The 22527-nt window shown below is 72.5% G+C and carries 19 protein-coding genes and 1 pseudogene; 11 read left to right on the top strand and 9 right to left on the bottom strand.

The window, feature by feature from the left end:
- Positions 1-140: 140 nt before the first annotated feature.
- A pseudogene (locus tag E1284_RS43995) lies at positions 141-639 on the top strand (ARPP-2 domain-containing protein); the annotation flags it as partial.
- A 170-nt stretch (positions 640-809) separates the two neighbouring features.
- On the opposite strand, the gene E1284_RS11275 reads toward E1284_RS43995, so the two are convergent.
- Together E1284_RS11275 and E1284_RS11270 are read right to left on the bottom strand one after the other, a co-directional pair.
- The gene (locus E1284_RS11275; protein ID WP_131938983.1) at positions 810-1622 is read right to left on the bottom strand and encodes a PIG-L family deacetylase; all 813 of its coding nucleotides are present in this window, start codon (positions 1620-1622) and stop codon (positions 810-812) included.
- A 54-nt stretch (positions 1623-1676) separates the two neighbouring features.
- Complete coding sequence (locus E1284_RS11270) at positions 1677-2531, bottom strand: class II glutamine amidotransferase (RefSeq protein ID WP_131938982.1); 855 nt, start codon at positions 2529-2531, stop codon at positions 1677-1679.
- Between the two features lie 93 nt (positions 2532-2624).
- Here E1284_RS11270 and E1284_RS11265 point away from each other — a divergent pair, with 93 nt between their 5' ends.
- The 3 genes from E1284_RS11265 to E1284_RS11255 all read left to right on the top strand — a co-directional run bounded on the left by E1284_RS11265 (position 2625) and on the right by E1284_RS11255 (position 5077).
- Positions 2625-3125: an HAD domain-containing protein gene (locus tag E1284_RS11265; protein ID WP_131938981.1), complete on the top strand. Its 501-nt coding sequence runs from the start codon at positions 2625-2627 to the stop codon at positions 3123-3125.
- 93 nt (positions 3126-3218) lie between these two features.
- Positions 3219-4229, top strand: coding sequence for a methyltransferase (locus tag E1284_RS11260; protein WP_131938980.1), 1011 nt, complete (start codon positions 3219-3221; stop codon positions 4227-4229).
- An 86-nt stretch (positions 4230-4315) separates the two neighbouring features.
- Positions 4316-5077: an SDR family NAD(P)-dependent oxidoreductase gene (locus tag E1284_RS11255; RefSeq protein ID WP_131938979.1), complete on the top strand. Its 762-nt coding sequence runs from the start codon at positions 4316-4318 to the stop codon at positions 5075-5077.
- A gap of 3 nt (positions 5078-5080) precedes the next feature.
- Here the strand turns inward: E1284_RS11255 and E1284_RS11250 are convergent, their stop codons facing one another.
- Together E1284_RS11250 and E1284_RS11245 are read right to left on the bottom strand one after the other, a co-directional pair.
- Complete coding sequence (locus E1284_RS11250) at positions 5081-5725, bottom strand: NUDIX hydrolase (protein ID WP_131938978.1); 645 nt, start codon at positions 5723-5725, stop codon at positions 5081-5083.
- Positions 5722-6561 (bottom strand): helix-turn-helix domain-containing protein, encoded by an 840-nt coding sequence (locus tag E1284_RS11245; RefSeq protein WP_131938977.1) that lies wholly within the window; start codon positions 6559-6561, stop codon positions 5722-5724. The genes E1284_RS11250 and E1284_RS11245 overlap by 4 nt, the downstream gene beginning before the upstream one ends.
- Positions 6562-6658: 97 nt before the next feature.
- Between E1284_RS11245 and E1284_RS11240 the strand changes: the two genes are divergently transcribed.
- Both E1284_RS11240 and gltX read left to right on the top strand, forming a co-directional pair.
- Positions 6659-7237 (top strand): TIGR03086 family metal-binding protein, encoded by a 579-nt coding sequence (locus tag E1284_RS11240; RefSeq protein ID WP_131938976.1) that lies wholly within the window; start codon positions 6659-6661, stop codon positions 7235-7237.
- Positions 7238-7332: 95 nt separating this feature from the next.
- Positions 7333-8730 carry a glutamate--tRNA ligase gene (gene gltX / locus E1284_RS11235; protein ID WP_131938975.1) on the top strand — a complete coding sequence of 466 codons (1398 nt, stop codon included), beginning with the start codon at positions 7333-7335 and terminating at the stop codon, positions 8728-8730.
- A gap of 113 nt (positions 8731-8843) precedes the next feature.
- Here the strand turns inward: gltX and E1284_RS11230 are convergent, their stop codons facing one another.
- Both E1284_RS11230 and E1284_RS11225 read right to left on the bottom strand, forming a co-directional pair.
- Positions 8844-9479, bottom strand: coding sequence for a response regulator (locus E1284_RS11230; RefSeq protein ID WP_131938974.1), 636 nt, complete (start codon positions 9477-9479; stop codon positions 8844-8846).
- Positions 9480-9557: 78 nt separating this feature from the next.
- Positions 9558-13781: a hybrid sensor histidine kinase/response regulator gene (locus E1284_RS11225; RefSeq protein ID WP_243714406.1), complete on the bottom strand. Its 4224-nt coding sequence runs from the start codon at positions 13779-13781 to the stop codon at positions 9558-9560.
- 262 nt (positions 13782-14043) lie between these two features.
- On the opposite strand from E1284_RS11225, the gene E1284_RS11220 reads away from it, so the two are divergent.
- From E1284_RS11220 to E1284_RS11210, 3 genes are read left to right on the top strand one after another with little or no spacing between them, the layout of a single operon-like run.
- The gene (locus E1284_RS11220) at positions 14044-16287 is read left to right on the top strand and encodes a SpoIIE family protein phosphatase (RefSeq protein WP_131938972.1); all 2244 of its coding nucleotides are present in this window, start codon (positions 14044-14046) and stop codon (positions 16285-16287) included.
- 43 nt (positions 16288-16330) lie between these two features.
- On the top strand, positions 16331-16666 hold the full coding sequence (locus E1284_RS11215; protein ID WP_239067710.1) for an STAS domain-containing protein: 336 nt from the start codon (positions 16331-16333) through the stop codon (positions 16664-16666).
- A 31-nt stretch (positions 16667-16697) separates the two neighbouring features.
- Positions 16698-17066: an ATP-binding protein gene (locus E1284_RS11210; protein ID WP_243714405.1), complete on the top strand. Its 369-nt coding sequence runs from the start codon at positions 16698-16700 to the stop codon at positions 17064-17066.
- A 30-nt stretch (positions 17067-17096) separates the two neighbouring features.
- Here the strand turns inward: E1284_RS11210 and E1284_RS11205 are convergent, their stop codons facing one another.
- Both E1284_RS11205 and E1284_RS11200 read right to left on the bottom strand, forming a co-directional pair.
- Positions 17097-18446: a class II 3-deoxy-7-phosphoheptulonate synthase gene (locus tag E1284_RS11205; protein ID WP_131938969.1), complete on the bottom strand. Its 1350-nt coding sequence runs from the start codon at positions 18444-18446 to the stop codon at positions 17097-17099.
- Between the two features lie 197 nt (positions 18447-18643).
- Positions 18644-19642: a sigma-70 family RNA polymerase sigma factor gene (locus tag E1284_RS11200; protein WP_131938968.1), complete on the bottom strand. Its 999-nt coding sequence runs from the start codon at positions 19640-19642 to the stop codon at positions 18644-18646.
- 130 nt (positions 19643-19772) lie between these two features.
- On the opposite strand from E1284_RS11200, the gene trxA reads away from it, so the two are divergent.
- Together trxA and E1284_RS11190 are read left to right on the top strand one after the other, a co-directional pair.
- Positions 19773-20126, top strand: coding sequence for a thioredoxin (gene trxA, locus E1284_RS11195; protein ID WP_131938967.1), 354 nt, complete (start codon positions 19773-19775; stop codon positions 20124-20126).
- Between the two features lie 96 nt (positions 20127-20222).
- Positions 20223-21074, top strand: a complete 852-nt coding sequence (locus E1284_RS11190; RefSeq protein ID WP_243714404.1) for a putative RNA methyltransferase — start codon at positions 20223-20225, stop codon at positions 21072-21074.
- Here E1284_RS11190 and E1284_RS11185 read toward each other — a convergent pair.
- Positions 21012-21776: a nitroreductase family protein gene (locus E1284_RS11185; protein ID WP_243714403.1), complete on the bottom strand. Its 765-nt coding sequence runs from the start codon at positions 21774-21776 to the stop codon at positions 21012-21014. The two genes, E1284_RS11190 and E1284_RS11185, sit on opposite strands and share 63 nt — an antisense overlap.
- Positions 21777-22527: the final 751 nt, after the last annotated feature.

Genomic DNA, 22527 nt, shown 5'->3' with positions numbered 1-22527 from the left:
GCTTCCGTACACGGTCGCCGAGGGCTTCGCGGCCGAGCACGGGATTCCGCGCGAGGTGTTCCTGGAGCGCATCGAGCACCGGATGACGCGGCTGGAACGGCTGCGCATGCAGGACGGCGGCGTCGAGGCCGATCCGGGCGATGCCGCTGACAAGGCTCGCGTCGTACGTTCCGGGAGCCTCCTACGGGACGCGGCTCATGGAGCCGGGCGCCGGGGACGCCCCGCCGCGCATCGCGGTACGGACGACGCGCCGCATGGCGCGGAAGGCGGGCAAGGACCGGCTCCGGTTCCTGCCGCTCCACCTGGCCCGAGATCGCCTGGGAGGAATGGTCGCGCAAGGCCGTCGCGCGCGGCCTCTCGCCGCGCTGCGAGGAGACCTGTACCGGGCTTCGGGTACGCGGGCTGGAGGACGCGCTCCGGATCTTCGAGATCCATCCCCGGCAGTGCGGGGTCATGGTCTACGTCGCGGACGCGCCGGCGAGCGCGTTCGCCGTCCCGCACCCCGACGACTACCGGGCCCTGCACCCGACCCTCGTCGAGGACCTCTTCGGCGAGCTGATCTACATGTACGGCCTGCTCGGCGCGCCCGCCGGCGACCTGTCCATGCGCATCGACGACACGGGGATCCGCTCGCTGGAGGACCTGCGCGGCGGCGGAGATCCGCCGGCGTCGAACAGCCGTCCCGCTGAGCGCCGCGGCGGCCGCGCTCGGCGCCGACCAGGCCGCGCTGGCGCTGCGCCTGGAACGGGCGGGGTTCGGGTACCTGCTGCGGCAGGACGTCCTCGACCACTACCGGGCGCAGCGGCGCGCTACCTGAGGCCCGCGAAGAGGTCCTCCTCCGTGCCGGGGGCCTCGACGCGGCAGAAGCGGCGGACGAACGACTCGAACGAGAACGCCGCCCGCTGCATCTCCTCCGGCATCCGCAGCAGGAAGATGTTCTCGCCCTGGCTGGCGTGCGCCTCCAGCGCCTTGCGCTTGGCGTCCACGTGCGCGGACACGTCGACCACGCTGGTGATCAGCTCGTCGGGGGTGCCGAAGTCGTCCGGCGGGTCGAAGTCGATCTCCACGCCCGACTCCCGGACGGCGTCGAACATCTGCTTGATGCCCGAGCGGGGAATGGCGGTGTAGTACAGCTTGTCCGGCACGCCGCTCTGCTCGGCCGCGGCCAGCGCGATGCGGTGCGCCCGGATGTGGTCGGGGTGCCCGTAGCCGCCGTTCTCGTCGTAGGTGACGACGACCTGCGGGCGGTAGCGCTCCATCAGCTCGGCGAGCCGCCCGGCGGACTCGCCGAGCGGGATGTTGGCGAAGGCGCGCGGATCGTCGTTGGTCGCCCAGCCGTCCATGCCGGAGTCGCGGTAGCCGAGCAGCTCCACATGGCCGATGTCGAGCAGGGCCGCCGACTCGCGCAGCTCGGCGAGGCGGCGCCGCGCGACCTCCTCGGCGTCGTGGCCGGGCTCGCCGGGCTTCACTCCGCCGGAGTCGTCGCCCTGCTCCCCGTTGGTGCAGGTGACCAGGACCGTCCGGACGCCCTCGGCGGCGCTGCGGGCGAGCAGCCCGCCGGTTCCGAGGACCTCGTCGTCCGGGTGGGCGTGGACGGCCATCAGCGTGAGTTCGTGCGTCATCCGGGCTCCTCAAGGGTTCGGCCGTCCACCCTACGTCCCCGATCCCGGAGTCGATCATGTCTGGGACGTGGACTCCGCCGGGGAGAGGTCGGCGAGCGTCAGCGGCCGCGCCGGCCGGTCGAACGGGAACTGCGAGGCCGCGTTCGCGCCGTCCACCACGAGCAGCTCGCCCGGTGCGAGGAGCCGCCAGCCGGGGTCGTCGTCCATGCGCTCGCTGGCCACCACGTGCGCGGAGCACGCCTCCCGGTGCGAGGCCAGCCGCACGTGGCCGGGCTCGCGGTCGGAGTCCAGATGCCGGGTGTCGCCGGGTTCGCCCAGCCGCGGCCAGTGCACCCACAGCTCGTGGGTCTCCGGATAGCGCAGCGCCCACAGCCGGCCCGATTCCGCCAGCAGCACGTTGAGGGCGAAGACGGGCAGTTCGGCGGCGATGCGCCGGACGGCCGCGATCAGCCCGGCGGTGGTGTCGCCGTGCCGCCGGATCTCCGCGGTGATGTAGGCGAACACCATCTCGGAGTCGGTCTCCCCCTGCATCAGCGCCCGGTCGACGTCGGTGAGCCACGAGTCGAGGACGTCGAGGTCGCGCACCACGCCGTTGTGGGCGAACAGCCGGTCGTCCATGACGAACGGGTGCGAGTTGTGCACGTCGACCGCTCCCGTCGACGCGTAGCGGACATGGGAGACGTAGGTGTGGGAGACGACGTTGCGCGCCTCGGCGTTGAAGTCGGCGTCCTTGAACGCGGCGATGGGCGCGCGGTCGCGGACGGGCTCCTCGCCGAGCGAGAACCAGCCGAGCCCCGTCCCGTCGGGCATGCGGCGGCTCTGCAGGCTGAGGCTGAGCGGCGCGTCCAGCAGCCAGAAGGTGGCGCGGACGCGCGCTCTGCCGGTCGTCATACCGAAGAGGCGGCACATGACCGGTGCATGCCCGCCCGGACGCCCTCTATGACTCGGACACCCGGCGAAAGGCCTTCTACGGCGAGGCGTCCATGACGTACCGTCCGGTGTATGGGGTCGCCTGTGGTGCTGCTGGACGTGGACGGAGTTCTCAATCCCTTCGAAAGGCCCCACAGCGGTTTCAAGCGGCATAGGTGCTCGCCGGACGGCAGGATGTTCCGGCTGTGGCTCAACCGGGCGCACGGCCCGGCCCTGCTCGAACTCGCCGAATCGACCGGGGCGGAACTGGCCTGGGCGAGCTACTGGTGCGACAACGCCAACGATTGGATCGCGCCCAGGGTCGGGCTGCCGGAACTGCCCTTCGTCCCCATCCCGCAGTACCCCGGCAGCGAGGAGGGCCGCTCGCTCGGGGCCTGGAAGGCCCGCCACGTGGCCGCGTGGGCGGAGAGCCGCCCGTTCGTCTGGTTCGAGGACGAGCCCGACGCCACCGAGTGCATCGCCGGCGAGCCCGGCGTCGCCGAGCACCTGCTCGTGGAGATCGACCCGCTGACCGGGCTGACCGACGAGCATCTCGACATCGCCGCGACCTGGCTCCGCGCCCTCGCCCGCTGACCGGGGCGCGCCGCCTCTGAGCGGAGGTTTCATTCGTCCAAGACGGCGTGCGGCGGGGCTCCGTAGCGTCGGCGGCGACGACGAGGGGAGCCGATGATGTCGAGATCACCGCTGATGGACCTGGCCTTCGGATACATGCCGGCGCAGATCGTCCACGTGGCCGCCGAGCTGGGGCTGGCCGACGCGCTGGCGGACGGGCCGAGATCGAGCGGGGACCTGGCGAAGGAGATCGGCGCCCACGCGCCGTCCCTCCACCGGCTGCTGCGGGGCCTCGCCGCCCTCGGCGCCGTGCAGCAGCGCGAGCGGGACCTGTTCGCGCTGACCGCCGAGGGGCAGCGGCTCCGCACCGGCGCGCCCGACTCGGTCCGCGCGCTGATCAGGCTGTTCTGCGGCCCGGACGTGTGGCGTTCCTGGGGCGACATGGCCGAGACCGTGCGCACGGGGGAGTACGCCTGGAAACGCGTGACCGGCAGGACGTCGTTCGAGTCCTTCGCGTCCGACCCGGAGTTGGCGGCGACGTTCAACGAGGCGATGGCCGAGCACACCCGCGCGGTGGCGCCCGGGTTCATCGAGGCCCACGACTTCTCCCGCTACGGGACGGTCGCCGACCTCGGCGGCGGCGACGGCACGCTGCTGGCCGCGATCCTGCGCGCGCACCGGAACGTGCGCGGCCTGCTGTTCGACCTGCCCGCCGGCCTCGCCGCCGCGGCCGGGACGCTCGGTGACGCCGCCGGCCGGGTCGAGATCGTCCCGGGCGACTTCTTCGAATCCGTGCCCGGGGGCGCGGACGCCTACGTCCTCAAGAGCGTCCTGCACGACTGGAGCGACGAGAAGGCCGCCGCGATCCTGCGGAACGTCCGCCGGGCGATGCGCCCGGACGCCCGGCTGGTGATCCTGGAGCAGGTGATGCCGGAGATTGTCACGCCCGAGACGGCGGGGATCGTCCGCAACGACCTCAACATGCTCGTCGCGACGGGCGGATGCGAGCGCACCGAGGCCGGTTTCCGCGACCTGCTGGAGGCGGCAGGGTTCACCGGCGTCTCGTTCACCGGGCCGCTGCCGCCCTCGGCGTACCACGTCATTGAGGCGGGGCCCGGGAGGTAGCGGCCGCCGGGGGCGCTTCCGGCGGAGGGCCGCGAACGTGCAGGATGGGACCGTTGTAAGCGACCACTGACGAAGGAGTTCCCCCCATGAGTCCTCTCGCCGGCCGTACCGCCCTGGTCACCGGAGGCAGCCGCGGGATCGGGCGGGCCGTCGCGCTCGCCCTGGCCGCCGACGGGGCGTCGGTGGGCATCGCCTACCGGCGCGACGAGGACGCCGCCCGCAAGACCGTCGCCGACATCGAGGCCGCCGGCGTGCGGGGCCGCGCGTTCCGCGTCTCGGTCGACAGTGCGGACGAGTGCGAGGGCCTGGCCGCGCAGGTGGAGGCGGAACTGGGCGCGCTGGACATCCTCGTGCACAGCGCCGGGATCGCCAGCCGCGGCGACGGCGTCGCCGACACCGACCCCGCCGAACTGGAGCGGGTCATGCGCGTGCACGCGTTCGGGCCCCACCACGTCAGCCGGGTGCTGCTGCCGCTGCTGCGCCGCGCCGAGCGCAGCGACATCGTGTTCGTGTCCAGCGTGATCACCGACCTCATGCCGGCGTTCGGCGGCCCCTACGCGATGGGCAAGGCGGCCATGGAGGCGCTGGCGGGGGTCCTCGCCAAGGAGGAGCGCGGCAACGGCATGCACGTCAACGTGGTCGCGCCCGGCCTCGTCGACACCGACATGGGGCGACGCCTCGTGCGCGCCACGGCCGGCGTCGAGGACATCCGCCAGCAGGACGCCGCGTCCCCCTACGGGCATGTGTGCTCGCCCGAGGAGGTCGCCGACGTGGTCCGGTTCCTCGTCTCCGACGGAGCCTCCTACGTCACCGGGCAGCGCGTCGTCGTGGACGGCGGGACGTTCTAGCGGTCAGTGGCGCGTCCAGTCGGGCTGGAGGAAGTCGGCGACCCTGACCTGCCGCCCGAGCAGCACGACCTCCCGGAACTGCCACAGCATCGCGCCGGTCGGTGCGTGGACGCGCCAGTTCGGGCCGAGCCGCATCTGCAGGAGGTTGCCGCCGTCCGGCTGCGCGACCCACCGCGGCGTGTCGTCGGCCGCCAGCCGCCGCAGGGTCGTGTGGTGGACGGAGTGGACCTCGTCCGGGTTCGGCAGGAGCGGCCCGGGGTCCTCCAGTGCCACCACGACCGGCGTGATCGCGAAGCCCGAGCTGGCCGGGAAGTCGTCGAGTCGGCCGAGGACGTCGGCCGGTCCGGCGGCCAGCCCGATCTCCTCGTGCAGTTCCCGCAGCGCCGCGTCCTCGGGCGTCTCGCCGTCCTCCAGGCGCCCGCCCGGCAGCCCCCACTGGCCCGCGTTCCGGCCCTGGTAGGCGCGCTTGATCAGGATGACGGCGGGGACGCCGCCGTGCCGCACCGCGCACAGCACGACCCCGGCCCGGCGCAGGCCGGGCGCGTCGGGCACGGTCGTGTGCGCGAACGAGCCGAGCCGGCCGGCCGCCAGCGTCCGGAAGGCGTCCAGGTCATCGAGGGGGGCGCGGGGATCGAGGGGGGCGGTCATGCGTCGATACTGCCAGGGCCCGCCTCGCGTGCGTACCGCGCGGGCGGCGTCCCCACCGCCGCGGTGAAGTCGCGGGTGAAGTGCGCCTGGTCGGCGTAGCCGAGTTCGGCGGCCAGCCGGGCCCAGTCCTCGCCGGAGCCGGACGCGGCCCGCTCGGCGGCCTCCTGCATCCGGAACCGCCGGATCACCCATTTGGGGCCGATCCCGACGTACTCGTGGAAGAGGCGCTGCAGTGCGCGCGTGCCGAGCCCGACGTCGGCGGCCAGCTCGTCCACCCGCACGAGGCCCGGCCGCGCCGCGATCCGCCCGACGATCGCGGCGGCCTGCTCGGCCGCCGGGTCGGGTGCGGGCGTCAGCCCGGTGAGGAACGCCTCCAGCCGCCCGACCGCCTCCCCGGCGTCGGACAGCGCGAAGATCTCGTCGGCGAGCGCGAGGCCCGCCGCGCCGAACACCTCGTCGACGCCCGCGAACCGCCCGGTCAGGGTGGAGACGGCGGTGTCCATGAAGGGCCGGAACCCGCCCGGCCGGAAGGCGACCCCCACAACGCGGCCCTCGTCGTGGATCTCCTCCACGAAGTCGTCCCGCACCACGCCCACGATCCGCGCCCGCGTCGCCCCGCCGGTCAGGTAACTCGTGAAGGTCATGTGGACGGACGGCCGCGTGAGCACCTGCTGGCGGTGCGGGGCCCGGCCGCGCAGGTCCCAGCGCAGCACCCAGAAGTTCTCCACGAAGGCGGCGAGCGCCGGAGGAGGCGCGATCCGCTCCACCCGGAAGCGCTCCAGCGCCTCCCGCGCCCGCAGGATGCCCCGCGTCCCGCCGGGTAGGGATCGGTCCATCCGCTCAGGCTAGCCGTGTCGCGTTTCTTCAAGACCCGCGCCGCGGGACCGTCCTAGCGTGGACGGTGAGTTCGAACAGATGAGCGAGGAAAAGATCATGGATATCCGGAACCTGATGCTCCCCGCCGCGGAGGCCGCCGGGCGGATCGTCATGGAGATCCCCGCAGAGAAGATGGACGCGCCCACACCGTGCCCCGAATGGGACGTGCGGGGCCTGGTCAACCACCTGATCCTGTGGACCGGGCGGGGAGAGGCCGCCGCGCACCGGTCGCCGGTCACCGGTCCGGGGGAGGACCACGACTTCACCGCCGAACCGGGATGGGCCGAGCGGTTCGGGGAGCAGGCCCGCAAGACCGCCGAGGCCTGGCAGGACCCCGCGGCCTGGGAGGGCAGGACCAGCCTCACCGGCAACCCGGACGGCATGCCCGCCGGGTTCATCGCCGGGATCCTCTTCGTCGAGAGCGTCGTCCACGGCTGGGACCTCGCCGCCGCCACCGGCCGCGACCCCGGCATGCCGCCCGAGGTGGTGCGCGCGGCCTGGGAGCAGGTCGTCCCGATGGCGGAGATGAGCCGCCAGTACGGGGTGTTCGGCACCGAAGTGCCCGTGCCGGAGGACGCACCGCTGCTCGACCGGGTCCTCGGCGTGGCCGGCCGCGACCCGCACTGGAAGCCCTGAACCGGGCCGGGCCGGTTTCGGGGCGGGCCCCGAATCCCGCTGCGGCGCGCGGGTCCCGGCGCGAGCGGGGGCCCGCGCGCTCTACCCTTGGGGGCATGTCTTCGAGTTCTTCGATCCGCGTACGCTTCGCCCCGTCACCCACCGGCATGTTCCATGTCGGCGGCGCCCGCTCGGCGCTGTTCAACTGGGTGATGGCCGCCCAGTCGGGCGGGACGCTGGTGCTGCGCATCGAGGACACCGACGCCTCCCGCAACAGCCCGGAATGGACCGAGGGCATCATCCGCGCCCTCGCCTGGCTCGGCATGGACGGCGAGCAGTACGAGGGGCCCTACTTCCAGTCCGCCAACGCCGACAAGCACGCCGACGCCGTCCAGCGGCTGAAGGACGACGGCCGCGCCTACTACTGCGACTGCGGCCGCGAGGCGATCGTCGCCCGCACCGGCGACCAGCACAAGGGCTACGACGGGTTCTGCCGCGACCGCGGCCTGGAGCCCGGCCCCGGGCGCGCCCTCCGCTTCCGCACCCCCGACGAGGGCCAGACCACCGTCGTCGACCTGCTGCGCGGCAAGCCCGTCTTCGAGAACGCCGTCCTGGAGGACTTCGTCATCGCCCGCGCCGACGGCTCGGTCACGTTCCTGCTGGCCAACGCGGTCGACGACATGAGCCAGGGCATCACCCACGTGGTGCGCGGCGAGGAGCACCTGTCCAACGCGCCCAAGCAGCAGCTGCTGTGGGAGGCGCTCGGCGGCGAGCCGCCCGTCTGGGCGCACGTCCCCGTCATCGTCAACGAGAAGCGGCAGAAGCTGTCCAAGCGCCGCGACAAGGTCGCGCTGGAGGACTACCGCGCCGAGGGCTACCTCGCCGAGGCCATGCGCAACTACCTGATGCTGCTCGGCTGGGCCCCGTCCGGCGACCGCGAGATCGTCCCCTGGGACGTGATCGTCGAGGAGTTCCGCATCGAGGACGTCAACAGCTCGCCCGCGTTCTTCGACGTCAAGAAGCTCCGCGCCATCAACGGCGAGTACATCCGGGCGCTGCCCGCCGAGAAGTTCATCGCCGAATGCCTGCCCTTCCTCGAGCAGGCCCCGTTCGACGTGGACGTCGCGGTGTTCGCCCAGCTGGCGCCGCTCGCCCAGACCCGGGTCGCGCTGCTGTCGGAGATCGTCCAGATGATCGACTTCGCGTTCCTGGACGAGCCGCCGTCCGACGAGCAGTCCTGGAACAAGGCGATGAAGGAGCCGGCCGCCGCGATCCTCGCCGCCGCCGAGGCCGCCTACCAGGACGCCCCCTGGAACGCCGCCGAGCTGAAGGACCGGCTGGAGCGCATCGGCACCGAGCACGGCCTCAAGCTCGGCAAGACGCAGGCGCCCGTCCGCGTCGCCGTCACCGGCCGCACCGTCGGCCTGCCGCTGTTCGAGTCCCTGGAGATCCTCGGCCGCGACCGCACCCTCGCCCGCATCGCCGCGGCGCGGGCCGTGTTGAATGGCGGTTAGCTCGTGTAGCGGCTCACTGCGCGATCAGTTTCTCGCAAGCTCGAAACTGCCTTCGGTCGCGATCGCGATGGTCGGGGTAGTCGCGTGGCCAGGGCGGCAGGCCGGGGCCGTTGCTACGGGGATTGCTCGCCGTTCAGCGCCTCGCGCAGGTCGGTGAGGCGGCGGGTCAGCTCCTCGAACTCGTCGCGGCGGGCCGGCGGGACGTGCTTGCCGACCGCCCCGGCCTGCTCCTCCACCGCCTCCAGCCGGACCCGGGCCTGCTCGAACGCGTCCGGGCCGGGCTGCTCGTCCAGGCGCTTCTCCTGCTCGCGCAGCAGCGCGGCCTGCTCGCGCAGCAGGACCGTCTGGTCGCGGAGCTGCTTGTTCTTGGTGTGCAGCTCCACGAACACCGACACCTTGGCGCGCAGCACCCACGGGTCGAACGGCTTGGAGATGAAGTCGACCGCGCCCGCCGCGTAGCCGCGGAACGCGTAGTCGGGGTCGCTGTTCACCGCCGTGAGGAAGATGATCGGCAGGTCCCGGGTCTTCTTGCGGCGCTTGATGTCGCGGGCCGTCTCGAACCCGTCCATGCCGGGCATCACGACGTCCAGCAGGATGACCGCGTACTCGTCGGTCAGCAGGGCCTTCAGCGCGTCCTCACCGGACCGCGCCCGGACGAGGTCCTGATCGAGCGAGCTGAGGATGGCCTCCAGCGCGATCAGGTTCTCCTCGCGGTCGTCCACGAGTAGGATCTTCGCCTTGTCGTCCACGCGCGCCTCTCCGATTCCGGTCCCCGCCATCGACGGCAGAACGCCTCCCACGGCGACCTGCCCGGGCGTCTCCTCTCCTCAGCGGACGATGGAGGGTTGCAGCCAGTTCCTCATGACGTCAAGGAGATGGTCCACGTCCACGGGCTTCGGCACATAGTCCGACGCGCCGGAGTCGAGGCTCTTTTCCCGGTCGCCCTTCATCACCTTGGCCGTGATGACGATGATCGGCAAGTCGGCGAACTGCGGCATCTCCCTGATGGCGGCCGTGGTCGCGTAGCCGTCCAGGCCCGGCATCATGACGTCCATCAGCACGACGGCCACGTCCGGGTTGCGGTGCAGGACATCGATCCCGGCCTGCCCGTCCTCGGCGTAGAGGACCTCCATCCCGTAGCCCTCCAGGACGCTGGTGAGCGCGAACACGTTCCGGACGTCGTCGTCGACGATCAGGACCTTGCGGCCCGACAGCGCGGTGTCCAGGAAGTCGGCCGGGGGCTCCTCGACCATGCCGTTCAGCGTCGGCTCGGGCTCGGTCGCCGGCGGGCGCTGCTCGACCGGCAGCCCGTTCTCCGCGGCCGGCAGCGCACGCCGCGCGCGGCCGCCGGCCCGCTCGCCGCCCATGGTCAGTGCACCGTCCGGCGCGGCGGCCGCCTCCTCGGACGGGGCCGGGCGCCGCCGGTCCTCGCGCTCGTTGTACTGGGCGGGCAGGTACAGGGTGAACACGCTGCCGCGGCCCGGCTGGCTCTCGGCGTGGATCTCCCCGCCGAGCAGCCGCGCTATGTTCCGGCTGATCGACAGGCCGAGGCCGGTGCCGCCGTAGCGGCGGCTCGTGGTCCCGTCCGCCTGCTGGAACGGCTCGAAGATCTCCTGCAGCTTGTCGGCGCTGACCCCGATCCCGGTGTCGATCACCCGGAACGCGATCACGTCCGGGGTGTTCCACAGCGCCGGGAGCGTGAAGTCGATGTCGCCGGCCCGCTCGATCAGCAGCCGCACCTCGCCCTCGGCGGTGAACTTCACCGCGTTCGACAGCAGGTTCCGCAGCACCTGCTGCAGCCGCTGCTCGTCGGTGTTCAGCGTGCCCGGGACGTCCGGCGCGACCTCCACCCCGAACTGCAGCCCCTTGTCGACCGACAGCGGGCGGAACGTCGCGTCCACGTAGTCGACCAGCCCCGACACCGACAGCCGCTGCGGGTGCGCCTCCATCTTCCCCGCCTCGACCTTCGCCAGGTCCAGGATGTCGTTGATCAGCTCCAGCAGGTCGGTGCCGGACTCGTGGATCGTCCGCGCGAACTCCACCTGCTTGGCGGTGAGGTTCCCGCTCTGGTTCTCCGACAGCAGCTTGGCCAGCACCAGCAGGCTGTTCAGCGGCGTGCGCAGCTCGTGCGACATGTTCGCCAGGAACTCCGACTTGTACCGCGAGGAGATCGCCAGCTGCTCGGCGCGCTCCTCCAGTGTCCGCCGGGCCTGCTCGATCTGGAAGTTCTGGATCTCGATCGCGCGGTTCTGCTGAGCCAGCAGCGCCGCCTTCTCCTCCAGCTCGGTGTTGGAGTGCCGCAGCTCGCCCTGCTGGCGCTGCAGCTCGTCCGAGCGCTCCTGCAGCTCCTGCGCGAGCCGCTGCGACTCGCCGAGCAGCGCCTCGGTCCGCGCGTTCGCGCGGATCGCGTTCAGCGTCACCCCGATCGTCTCGATCAGCTGGCTGAAGAACGCCAGGTGGACGTCGGTGAACCGGCCGAAGGAGGCCAGCTCGATCGCGCCCAGCACCTCGTCCTCGAACACGATCGGCAGCACGATGATGTTGACCGGGGACGCCTCGCCGAGGCCCGACCCGATCTTGACGTAGTCGGCCGGCGCGTCCGCGATCAGCAGCGGCCGGCGCTCCTGCGCCGCCTGCCCGACCAGGCCCTCGCCCAGCGCGAACCGGACCGCGCCGGTGCGGCTGCGCCGCGTCCCGTACCCGGCGATCAGCACCAGTTCGGGCTCGTCGCCCGCCTTCTCGGCGAGGTAGAACGCGCCGTACTGGGCGCTGGCCGTCGGGGTCAGCTCCCGCATGATCAGCTCGGCGACCTGCAGCAGGTCCCGGTGGCCCTGCATGAGCCCGCCGATCCGCGCCAGGTTGGTCTTGAGCCAGTCCTGCTCCTCGGTGGCGCGGGTCGTCTCGCGGAGCGTCGCGACCATCAGGTTGACGTTGTCGGACAGCTCGGCGACCTCGCCGCGCGCCTCCACCGTGATCGTCCGGGTCAGGTCGCCGCTGGCGACCGCGCTCGCGACCTCGCCGATCGCGCGGACCTGCGTGGTCAGGTTCCCGGCCAGCTCGTTGACGCTCTCGGTCAGCCGCTTCCAGGTGCCGGACACGCCCTCGACCTCGGCCTGCCCGCCGAGGCGCCCCTCGCTGCCGACCTCGCGGGCCACGCGGGTGACCTCGGACGCGAACGACGACAGCGTGTCGACCATCGTGTTCAGCGTCGTCTTCAGCTCCAGGATCTCGCCCTGCGCGTCGACGTCGATGCGCCGCGTCAGGTCGCCGGTCGCGACCGCGGTCGCCACCTGCGAGATGTTGCGGACCTGGTAGGTCAGGTTGGACGCCATGCCGTTGACGTTGTCGGTGAGGTCCTTCCACATGCCGCCGGCGCCGGGCACCAGCGCCTGGCCGCCGAGGCGCCCCTCGGTGCCGACCTCGCGGGCGACCCGGCTGACCTCGGACGCGAACGACGACAGGGTGTCGACCATCGTGTTCAGGGTGTCCTTGAGCTGCAGGATCTCGCCCCGCGCGTCCACCTCGATCTTGCGCGTCAGGTCGCCCTGCGCCACCGCGGTCGTCACCTGCGCGATCCCGCGCACCTGGTTGGTCAGGTTGTTCGCCATCGCGTTGACGTTGTCGGTGAGGTCCAGCCACACCCCGCCGGCGCCGGGCACGACCGCCTGGCCGCCGAGGCGCCCCTCGGTGCCGACCTCGCGGGCGACGCGCGTCACCTCGGACGCGAACGCCGACAGCGTGTCGACCATCCCGTTCACGGTGTCCTTCAGCTCCAGGATCTCGCCCTGCGCGTCCACCGTGATCTTCTTGCCCAGGTCGCCCTCGGCGACGGCGGTGGTGACCTGCGCGATGTTGCGGACCTGGTAGGTCAGGTTGGACGCCATGCCGTTGACGTTGTTGGTCAGGTCCTTCCAGACGCCGCTCACGCCCGGGACCCGCGCCTGGCCGCCCAGGCGCCCCTCGGTGCCGACCTCGCGGGCCACCCGGGTGACCTCGTCGGCGAACGCCGACAGGGTGTCGACCATCGTGTTCAGCGTGTTCTTGAGCTGCAGTATCTCGCCCTGCGCGTCGACGGTGATCTTCTTGCCGAGGTCGCCGTCGGCGACGGCGGTGGTGACCTGCGCGATGTTGCGGACCTGGTTGGTCAGGTTGTTCGCCATCGCGTTGACGTTGTCGGTCAGGTCCTTCCAGACCCCGCTGACGCCGCGCACGTGGGCCTGCCCGCCGAGCTGCCCCTCGGTGCCGACCTCGCGGGCGACGCGGGTGACCTCGTCGGCGAACGCCGACAGCTGGTCGACCATCGTGTTCACGGTGAGCTTCAGCTCCTGCAGCTCACCGCTCGCCTCCACCGTCACCTTGCGGGTCAGGTCGCCCTTCACCACCGCCGTGGTGACCTCGGCGATGTCGCGGACCTGCGACGTCAGCCGCGACGCCATCACGTTCACCGACGCCGTCACGTCCCGCCAGCGGCCCGTCATGCCGCGCGCCGGCGCCTGCCCGCCGAGCCGCCCCTCCGTGCCGACCTCGCGGGCGAACTGGGTGACCTCCCAGGTGAACTGGTCGAGCAGCTCCACCATGCCGTTGACCGACTTGGCCATCCGCAGCAGCTCGCCGCGCATGGGCCTGCCGCGCACCCGCAGCTCCACCCGCCGGCTCAGGTCGCCGGCCGCCACCGCCTCGACCACCTGGTGCATCCCGGTGGCCAGGTCGGTGAGCTTGTCAATGATCGCGTTGGCGTCCTCGGCGGCCGTCGCCCAGGTGCCGCGCAGCGTGCCCGGCGTCAGCCGCCCGCGCAGCTTCCCCTCGCGGCCGATCTCCTGCCGGACGCGGTTCAGCCCCGCGGCCAGGTCCTGCCCGTTCTGCCGGATCTCCTCCAGGATCGCCGCGGCCTCGGCCACGGCGCCCTCGCCCGGCACGTCCAGCTCGTCCCTCGCCCTGCCGTCCCGCACGGCGACGAGCGCCTTCAGCAGCGGCGCGAGATCGGCGTCGCTGTAGCGCGGGGTGGTGTCGCGGTACCCGTTGGGACGGGCACGTGACGCGGTACGCGGCATTCTCTTCATCCTCCTGGCCCGCGATCGACGAACATCCGGATACCACGGACTCCTTCTCCGGGCCCCTCTTCCGGTTTCCCTGGGCCCGCTTCCGGCCGCACCTGTACTCTACGTCGCCGGGCCGCGGCCGGGCCCGTTCGCGGGCCCGGCCGTGCGCAGACGTCGATTACCGTGCATCCGCGCTTGTAGTCTTCGTGTTACGGTCTGTCGTGCCACGGCGGGCCCCGGCCCGGACAGTGACGCTTCGAACAAGGGATGACGGTTGGATCGGCAGACGGCCTCGGCCACCTTCCCGTCCACCGCCGCGGCGGTGGCGGACGCGCGCCGGTTCGTCCGGAAGGTGCTGGCCGACTGGGGCATGGACGAGGCGGCCGACGACGCCGTGCTCGCCACCAGCGAACTCGCCACCAACGCGATCGCCTACGCCGGGACGTCCTTCGAGGTCTCCTGCCGGCTCGAGGACGGCGACATCAAGATCGAGGTCCGCGACCGGCACCCCACCCGCGGCATCGAGATGCCGGGCGTCACCGCCTCCAGCGGGCGCGGGCTGCCGTCGATCGCGCGGCTCGCCGCGTCCTGGGGCGTGTCCTACGACCGCCGCACCAAGGGCGTCTGGTTCCGCCTGCCCCGGCCGGGTGCGGCCGAGGCCGCCGAACCGGGGACCGCCGCCGGTCAGGACGCAGGCCCGGCCGGGTCCGAGGCCGCCGGTCCCGCCGCGCGCGGCTCCCGCGAGCGCGCCGCCGGCGAGCGCGCCCCGCGCGACCGCGGCGACCAGGCCCGCGACGGCGCCGCCGCGCAGGGCCGCGAGGGCGGCGTCGTGGGCGACGTCCCCGTCGCCGGAGACCGGTTGCTGCGCTCCCCGGCCGCCGTCGAGGCCATGGAGGACGGCGTCGCCACCGTCCGCGAGACCCTCGGTGCCGAGGGCGCCGCCGTGCTGCTCACCGAGCGCGACGGCCGCATGATCATGGGCTCGTCCGCCGGCACCGCCGCCGAACTGCCGCTCGGCGAGCTGTCGGTGGCCGGGCTCGGCCCCGCCGCCCGCGCCGGCTCGCCCTGGGTGGCCTCCGGCGCCGACCCGACCGCCACCGCCCTGCAAGCGCGCTCCCTGGCCGCCGCGCCGCTGGAGTCCCAGGGCCGCCTCACCGGCGTCGTCGTGGCCGTCTCGTCCGTGCCCGGCCGCTTCGACGAGGCCGACGGCGTGCGGCTCGGGCGCCTCGCCGACGAGATGTCGCTCTCCCTGGAGAAGGCCAGGGTGGGGGAGTTGGAACGGTCCTGGCGCGGCTGGCTCAGCTTCGTCGCCGAGGCCAGCGACCTGCTCGCCGGCACCCTCGACCAGGAGCGCACGATGGCCCTGGTCGCCCAGCTCGTCGTCCCGCGCCTGGCCACCTGGTGCGCCGTCTACACCGTCACCGAGGCCGAGCCCGACCGGCTCGCCTACGTGTGGCACGCCGACGAGAACCGCGCCGACGGGCTCCGCGAGCTGCTGGAGCACGCGGGCGCCGCCCCGCCGATGGAGGGCCCCGGCCCGTGGCACGGGCTGGCCACCGCCCCGAGGCAGGTCCGGATCGCCGCCGGTGACACCGCCGCCGACCAGGTCTACGCCTTCCCGCTGATCGCCCGCGGCCGGCGCATCGGCACCATCGTCATCGGCCGCCCGCCCGGCGACCGCTTCCCGCGCAGCGCCATCGAACTCGCCGAGGAGCTCAGCCGGCGCGCCGCGCTCGCCGTCGACAACGCGCGGCTGTTCTCCGCGCAGACCGCGATGAGCAGCGCCCTGCAGCGCAGCCTGCTGCCGCCCGGCATCCCGGAGATCCCCGGCCTGGAGGTCGCGGTGGTGTACGACCCCGCCGGGGAGGGCAGCGAGGTCGGCGGCGACTTCTACGACGTCTTCGAGAGCGGCCCCGCCCAGGGCGGCCCGGCCGCCGCGTCCCGCTGGCGGTTCGCCATCGGCGACGTGTGCGGCACCGGCCCCGAGGCGGCCGCCGTCACCGGCCTCGCCCGGCACGCGCTGCGCATCCTCGCCGCCGAGGACATGTCCGTCCCGGCCGTGCTGAAGCGGCTCAACCGGCTGATCCTCGGCGAGGGGGAGCGGGGCCGGCTGCTCACCCTGCTGCACGGCGAGATCGCGGCCCGCGACCCCGGCGGGGTGCGGATCCGGCTGACCAGCGCCGGGCACCCGCTGCCGCTCGTCCTCGACCCCGAGGGCGGCGTGCGCGAGGCCGCCACGGCCCAGCCGCTGCTCGGCGTGTTCGACGGTGTGGAGTTCCACACCGACACCGTCGACCTGCGCCGCGGCGAGGTCCTGCTCTGCGTGACCGACGGCGTCACCGAGCGGCGCGCGGGGAACCGGCTGCTCGGCGACGGGGACGGCCTCGAACGGCTGCTCGCGGGCTGCACCGGGCTGAGCGCGGGCGCCGTCGCCGCGCGCATCCAGCGGGCCGTGCGCGACTTCGGGCCCGAGCCGTCCAACGACGACATTGCCCTCATCGTTCTGCGGGCGTCATGATGGAGACCAACAATCGGTAAGGTGGGGTGGCGTGGGGCTTGCCTTGCACACGACACGACAGGACGGCCGCGCGACGATCGCCGCGCGCGGCTCCATCGACCTGCACTCCTCCGAAGAGCTGCGCACTCGGCTGACCGAGCTCGTGGACGCGGGCGAGCGGGCGGTGGTCGTCGACCTCGCGGCGGTCGACTTCTGTGATTCCTCCGGCCTGAACGTCCTCGTCCGGGCGTACAAGCACGCGCGCGCCCAGAACGCCACGCTGACCGTCACCGGCGCCTACGGCCGGGTCGAGAACGTGCTGCGCACCACCGGTCTCGACCGGTTCCTGATCGAGGGCCCGGCGGAGGAGGCACCGATGGGCGGTGAGGGGACACGATGAAGAACGGCGAGCGGGCGGAGTGACCGACCCGATGACCGAGACCACACTGCGTGCGGCGCCCCAGACCGAGGCGGTCGAGTACGCGCGGCGGCTCGCCGCCCGCACCATGCGCACCTGGGCGCTGATGGACCGCGAGGAGCTCGTCACCGCGATCGTGGCCGAACTCGTCGCCAACGCCGTCCGGCACGCGGGCACCGCGCTCGAGCTCCGGCTGCTGCGCGGGCCCGGGCGGGTCCGCGTCGAGGTCCGCGACCGCGCCGCGCAGCTGCCCCGGCTGACCGTCCCCGGCCCGCTGGACGAGTCGCACCGCGGCCTGTTCATCGTCGACCGGTTCGCGAACTCCTGGGGCGCCGACCCGGTGACCGGCGGCAAGGTCGTGTGGGCGGAGGTCGACATCTGAGGAGGCGTCCGCCCCGGAACGTGCCGCCGGTCAGGCCGACTTGCGGTACAGCTCGGCCACCATGAACGCCAAGTCCAGCGACTGGCCGCGGTTGAGCCGCGGGTCGCACGCCGTCTCGTACCGCTGGTGCAGGTCCGCCTCGGCGAGCCCCTGGCCGCCGCCGACGCACTCGGTGACGTCGTCGCCGGTGAACTCGATGTGGATGCCGCCCGGGTGGGTGCCGAGCGCCCGGTGCACCTCGAAGAAGCCCGCCACCTCGTCCAGGACGTCGTCCAGCCGCCGGGTCTTGTGCCCGCTCGGCGCCTCGAAGGTGTTGCCGTGCATCGGGTCGCAGATCCACGCGACCGGCGCGCCGCTCTGGTGGACCTTCTCGATCAGCGGCGGCAGCGCGTCCCGGATCCTGCCCGCGCCCATCCGGGTGATGAAGGTGAGCCGGCCCGGCTCGCCGTCGGGGTTCAGCCTGTCCATCAGCGCGAGCGCGTCGTCGGCGGACGTCGTCGGGCCGAGCTTCACCCCGATGGGGTTGCGGATGTGCCGGAGGAACTCGACGTGCGCCCCGTCCAGCTGCCGGGTGCGCTCGCCGATCCACAGGAAGTGCGCGGACACGTCGTAGGGCAGGCCGCTGAGGTGGTCGATGCGGGTCAGCGCCCGCTCGTACTCCAGCAGCAGCGCCTCGTGGCTGGAGTAGAACTCCACCCCGTGGAACTCGTCGGGGTTCGCCCCGCACGCCTTCATGAACGTCAGCGCCCGCTCGATCTCGCCCGCGAGCTGCTCGTAGCGGCGTCCCGCCGGGCTCTGCTGGACGAAGTCGCGGTTCCAGGCGTGCACCTGGCGCAGGTCGGCGTAGCCGCCCTTGGTGAACGCCCGGCACAGGTTCAGCGTGACCGCCGAGCAGTGGTAGGCCTGCAGCAGCCGGTGCGGGTCGTTGCGGCGGGACTCCGCGTCGAACGCGAACCCGTTGACCGCGTCGCCCCGGTAGGCGGGCAGCTCCACGCCGCCGCGCACCTCCACCGGCTTGGACCGCGGCTTGGCGAACTGGCCCGCCATCCGGCCGATCTTCACGACCGGGACGCTGGCCGCGTAGGTGAGCACGACCGCCATCTGCAGCAGCGTCTTCAGCTTGTTCTTCACCGCGTCGGCGTTCGACCCGCCGAACGTCTCGGCGCAGTCGCCGCCCTGCAGGACGAACGCCTCGCCGCGCGCCACGTCCGCGAGCTGCGTCTTCAGCTGGTCGCACTCGCCGGCGAAGACGAGCGGCGGCTGGGTCGCCAGTTCGGCGGCGACCGCCCGGACCTCGTCCGGATCGTGCCAATCGGGCTGCTGGAGGGCGGGGAGCGCGCGCCAGGCGTCGAGGTCCCCGGTGACGGCGGATGTACTCACCCCGAAAGGCTATGACACCGCCCGCCCGGCAGTGGACACCGAACCCGCGGACGCTCCAGTGCGGACACGCCCGGAACGGGCCTGAAACGGCGAACCGGGCGGTCCCGTTCTGGTGACCGCCCGGTTCCGCGTGCCGTTGGGCACCGCGGCACGTCCGTGCCGTGCCGCGCCGCGCGCCGCGGCGTGCTGAGGCGTGCTCAGGCCGCCCGGCTGCCGGCGCCCGCGGGTTCCCGCGCGGAGCCGGGCGCCAGCGTCCTGCGCCCGCTCAGATCCGTCTCGTTCGCGAGCTGGCGCAGCCGCCGCAGCGAACGGTCGGTGATCTGCCGCACCCGGTTGTGGCTCAGGCCGTACCGGGCGCCGATCTGGGCGTACGACAGCGGCTGGCCGCTGTCCATCCCGAACCGGGCGCGCACGATCGCGGACTCGCGTTCCGAAAGCCGGTCGAGCAGCCGCGCGAGGCCCTCGATGTCGTCCAGCGCGAGGATCTCGGCCTCCGGCGTGACGGCGTCCGGATCCTCCAGCAGGTCGCCCATCGGCGTCTCGCCGGCGTCGTCGACGGTCGCGTCCAGGCTCGCCGGGTCGCGCCGCCAGCGCAGCAGCTCGTCCACGTGTTCGGCCTCGGCGCCCAGTGCCAGGGCCAGCTCCTCGCGGGTCGGCTCCCGGCCGAGCTCCCGCCCTAGCTGGCGCTCCGCACGCCGCAGCCGCGAAAGTTCCTCCTCCACATGGACCGGCAGCCGGATGGTGCGGGCGGTGTGGCTGAGCCCGCGCCCGATCGCCTGCCTGATCCACCAGGTCGCGTACGTGGAGAACTTGAAGCCGCGGCGGTAGTCGAACTTCTCCACCGCGCGCATCAGCCCCAGGTTCCCCTCCTGAATGAGGTCGATGAGGGGCAACGAGTCGGTCGGATACTTCCGGGCGATCGAGACCACCAGCCGCAGGTTGGCCTCGACGAAGCGCTGCTTCGCGCGCAGCCCCGCCGCGGCCAGCTCCTCCAGCTCCTCGCGGGTGGCGCCCGCGGGCACCCTCCCGTCCTCGAGGAGCTGCTCGGCGTACAGGCCTCCTTCGATCGCCTTGGCCAGATCGACCTCCGCCTGCGCATCGAGCAGAGGAGTACGGCCGATCCGGTCGAGGTACGCCCCGACAAGATCCTTGTCGGTGACGTCGACCCTGTCGCCCTTTGTACGGGTTGCAGCCATCCTGACCCTTCTCCGGTGCGATCTCCCTGTGAGGAGAACGCTAATTACCGCTCTGTGATTCCCGAACGGGGAATACTGCGAGGCTGTTAGCCGCTCTACGACCTGATACCCCGACTGAGGAGAAACCGACATGGCGACGGTCACACTCACCGCCGAGAACTTCGACAAGGTGGCCCAGGCCGACGGCATCGTGCTGGTGGACTTCTGGGCGGAGTGGTGCGGACCCTGCAAGCGCTTCGCGCCGGTCTACGAAAAGTCCGCGGGCAGGCACGAGGACATCGTCTTCGCGAAGGTCGACACCGACGCCGAGCCGGAGCTGTCCGAGCGGTTCGGGATCAGGTCGATCCCGACGCTGATGGCGATCCGGGACGGCCTCATCGTCTTCGCCGAGGCGGGCGCGGTGCCGGAGCCGGTGCTGGAGAACGTGATCGAGCAGGTGCGCGGCCTCGACATGGAGGACGTCCGCCGCCGCGCCGACGGCTGACGGCTGACGGCGAGCGGACGCCCCGGCGGCGCGCGGGTTGCGCGCGGGCGGCGCAAGGGCAAAGAAGCGGGTGGCGGATCCCGATCCACCGCCCGTATGGACGATGATGGACGGATGCTCGCCGATGTCGTCCCCTACCTGGTGTGCCCCGTGTGCGGAGCCGACCTCGAACTGGCCGACCGCGGGCTGCTCTGCCCCGGCGGGCATTCCTTCGACATCGCACGGCAGGGGTACGCCAACCTCCTGCCGGGCAACGCCCGCCCCGGGACGGCGGACACCCCGGAGATGGTGCGGGCCCGCGACGAGTTCCTCAGATCCGGCCACTTCGACGCTCCCGCGGACCGGCTGGCATCCGGCGTCGCCGGCGTCGGCCCGTCCTTCGTGGTCGACGCGGGCGCGGGAACCGGGCACTACCTGAGCCGGATACTCGACCGGTCGACCGGCGCGGTGGGCCTGGCGCTGGACATCTCCAAGCACGCGGCCCGCCGGGCCGCCAGGGCCCATCCGAGAGCCGGCGCCGTCGTCGCCGACCTCTGGCGTCCGCTCCCGCTGCGCGACGGTGCGGCGGACGTGGTCGTCAACGTCTTCGCTCCGCGGAACGCGGCCGAGTTCCACCGGGTCCTTCGTGACGACGGGCGGCTGTTCACCGTGACGCCGTCGCCCCGGCATCTCGGCACGCTGGTGGATCCGCTCGGGCTCCTCTCGGTCGATGAGCGGAAGACCGAGCGCATGGACGCCGCGCTCGCGGGCTACTTCAAGTTCGATGCGCGCCAGGAGATCGAGTCGGAGGCCGTCCTCACCCACGACGAGGTGGCCACGCTCGTGGGGATGGGGCCGAGCGCGCACCACGTCCCGGCCGGCCGGCTCAGGGAGCGGCTGCGGCGACTACCGGACCCGCTGGCGGTGCCGCTCTCCTTCGTCCTGTCGACGTACCGGCGGCTGATGTAGGTCCGCGTCCACGCGCTGAGTCAGTTCGAGCAGCACCTGCGGTACCTCGCCGGGCTCTGCGACGCCCTCGGCTCCCCGCACGTCGACGGCCTCGTACATGAAGGAGACGGAGACCGAGCGGGCCGTGGCGCTCAGCAGGAGGCGCTGGAGCGCCTGTCCCGCACGAAGCCATCCGGCGGGGGAGTCGCCGCGAGTCGTGAGCACCGCACGGCATCCTCCCGTCTCAAGTGCTCCGCCGGCGAGCGGGTGAAGCGCCGCCCCTTCCAGGCGGGCCGCCTCGGCGAGCTCGTTGACGAGGGGAAGCGCCGGCCGGACGCCCGGTGCGGGACGGCCGTCGAGGAAGGGCTTCAGCGTCGCGGCGTAGAGCAGCCGTTCCTCGCGGGTCACCCGGTGCCGTCCGGCGAGGCGGATCGAGGCGAGAACCGATGGACGTCCGGCGTCGGGAAGCACCCGGACCACGGCTTCGTGCCCGAGCTGGGCGGCGGCGAGGCGCAGGTTGACGAGTGCGGCGCCGCTGCTGAGATGCAGGCCCCGCCCCAGCGGATCGTGCATGGACCGGAACCTGTCCGGGTCGGCGTGCAGCTCGATCAGACCGGGGACGACCCTGAACCGCCAAGCGTGCACGTCATGGATCGTGGGCCCCATCGTCGCGGCGACCACGAGGCGCTCCGCGGACGAGCGGACGGCGGCGGGCACATTCACAAGGTGTTCCTCCTGACCTCGGCCGAGTGTCGTGCCGGGAGCCACTGTTGTCCGCGCACGCTACCCCACTGTGACCCGCGGCACGTAGTGCCTGAAAGGCGAGGTCAATGAGGCTGATGGTGTGTTCGGGTGACAAGATTCCCCGGTGCCTGGTGTGCCTTGATTTGACGGTGGTGACGGCGGACCCTAATGTCTCTTCTGCCCCGAGGGGATGCGGGACGCCGGCAGGCGGACGGCCCAGGGGAAGCCACTAGGAACAACGGCGGCTTCGGCTGCAGTTGGTCCGTGTGGCGCCCCGGACGGGATGCGGGACGCTGTGAGCGGCGGCCGGCTCGCCGGGGATCGGGCCTCCGAAAAACGGTTCGAGCGGCGCTCGGGCTCGTGTAGGATGGTGTGAAAGCTCAGAACGGGATGCAGGACGCCGCGAGGTGGCCGGCCCGCAGGGCATCTCCTACGGAACGATCATCGCCAGGTCTTCGGCCTGGGGGTGTGTCGTCGCCGCGGGGGAGTGGGACGCCTCCGACCGTCAAAAAGATCTTCGCTGATCGGCTTGACAACGGAAGCGGAACAGGTAAGTTAGAAGGGTTGCCCCGGAGCCGGGGCCTGCGGGAGCGGGGTTCGGCGCGGTGGGTGTCCGTTTCTTGAGAACTCAACAGCGTGTTAAAAGCCAGTGCCTTTATCGGCTCGGTCAGTTGGCCGGGCCGCCCCGTGGCCATCTTCGGATGGTGGGGATTTCTTTGAGGCAATGCGC

Origin of the sequence: Actinomadura bangladeshensis, from assembly GCF_004348335.1 — a bacterium.
GTDB lineage: Bacteria > Actinomycetota > Actinomycetes > Streptosporangiales > Streptosporangiaceae > Spirillospora > Spirillospora bangladeshensis.
The sequence above is the reverse complement of the archived record's forward strand: the minus strand, read 5'-3'. Positions and strand labels throughout refer to the sequence as shown.

Bases quoted from the DNA above. Each gene is read 5' to 3' on its own strand.
- E1284_RS11275 (WP_131938983.1), bottom strand. From the start codon at position 1,622: ATGACGCACGAACTCACGCTGATGGCCGTCCACGCCCACCCGGACGAC.
- E1284_RS11270 (WP_131938982.1), bottom strand. From the start codon at position 2,531: ATGTGCCGCCTCTTCGGTATGACGACCGGCAGAGCGCGCGTCCGCGCC.
- E1284_RS11265 (WP_131938981.1), top strand. From the start codon at position 2,625: ATGGGGTCGCCTGTGGTGCTGCTGGACGTGGACGGAGTTCTCAATCCC.
- E1284_RS11260 (WP_131938980.1), top strand. From the start codon at position 3,219: ATGATGTCGAGATCACCGCTGATGGACCTGGCCTTCGGATACATGCCG.
- E1284_RS11255 (WP_131938979.1), top strand. From the start codon at position 4,316: ATGAGTCCTCTCGCCGGCCGTACCGCCCTGGTCACCGGAGGCAGCCGC.
- E1284_RS11250 (WP_131938978.1), bottom strand. From the start codon at position 5,725: ATGACCGCCCCCCTCGATCCCCGCGCCCCCCTCGATGACCTGGACGCC.
- E1284_RS11245 (WP_131938977.1), bottom strand. From the start codon at position 6,561: ATGGACCGATCCCTACCCGGCGGGACGCGGGGCATCCTGCGGGCGCGG.
- E1284_RS11240 (WP_131938976.1), top strand. From the start codon at position 6,659: ATGGATATCCGGAACCTGATGCTCCCCGCCGCGGAGGCCGCCGGGCGG.
- gltX (WP_131938975.1), top strand. From the start codon at position 7,333: ATGTCTTCGAGTTCTTCGATCCGCGTACGCTTCGCCCCGTCACCCACC.
- E1284_RS11225 (WP_243714406.1), bottom strand. From the start codon at position 13,781: ATGCCGCGTACCGCGTCACGTGCCCGTCCCAACGGGTACCGCGACACC.
- E1284_RS11210 (WP_243714405.1), top strand. From the start codon at position 16,698: ATGACCGAGACCACACTGCGTGCGGCGCCCCAGACCGAGGCGGTCGAG.
- E1284_RS11200 (WP_131938968.1), bottom strand. From the start codon at position 19,642: ATGGCTGCAACCCGTACAAAGGGCGACAGGGTCGACGTCACCGACAAG.
- trxA (WP_131938967.1), top strand. From the start codon at position 19,773: ATGGCGACGGTCACACTCACCGCCGAGAACTTCGACAAGGTGGCCCAG.
- E1284_RS11190 (WP_243714404.1), top strand. From the start codon at position 20,223: ATGGACGATGATGGACGGATGCTCGCCGATGTCGTCCCCTACCTGGTG.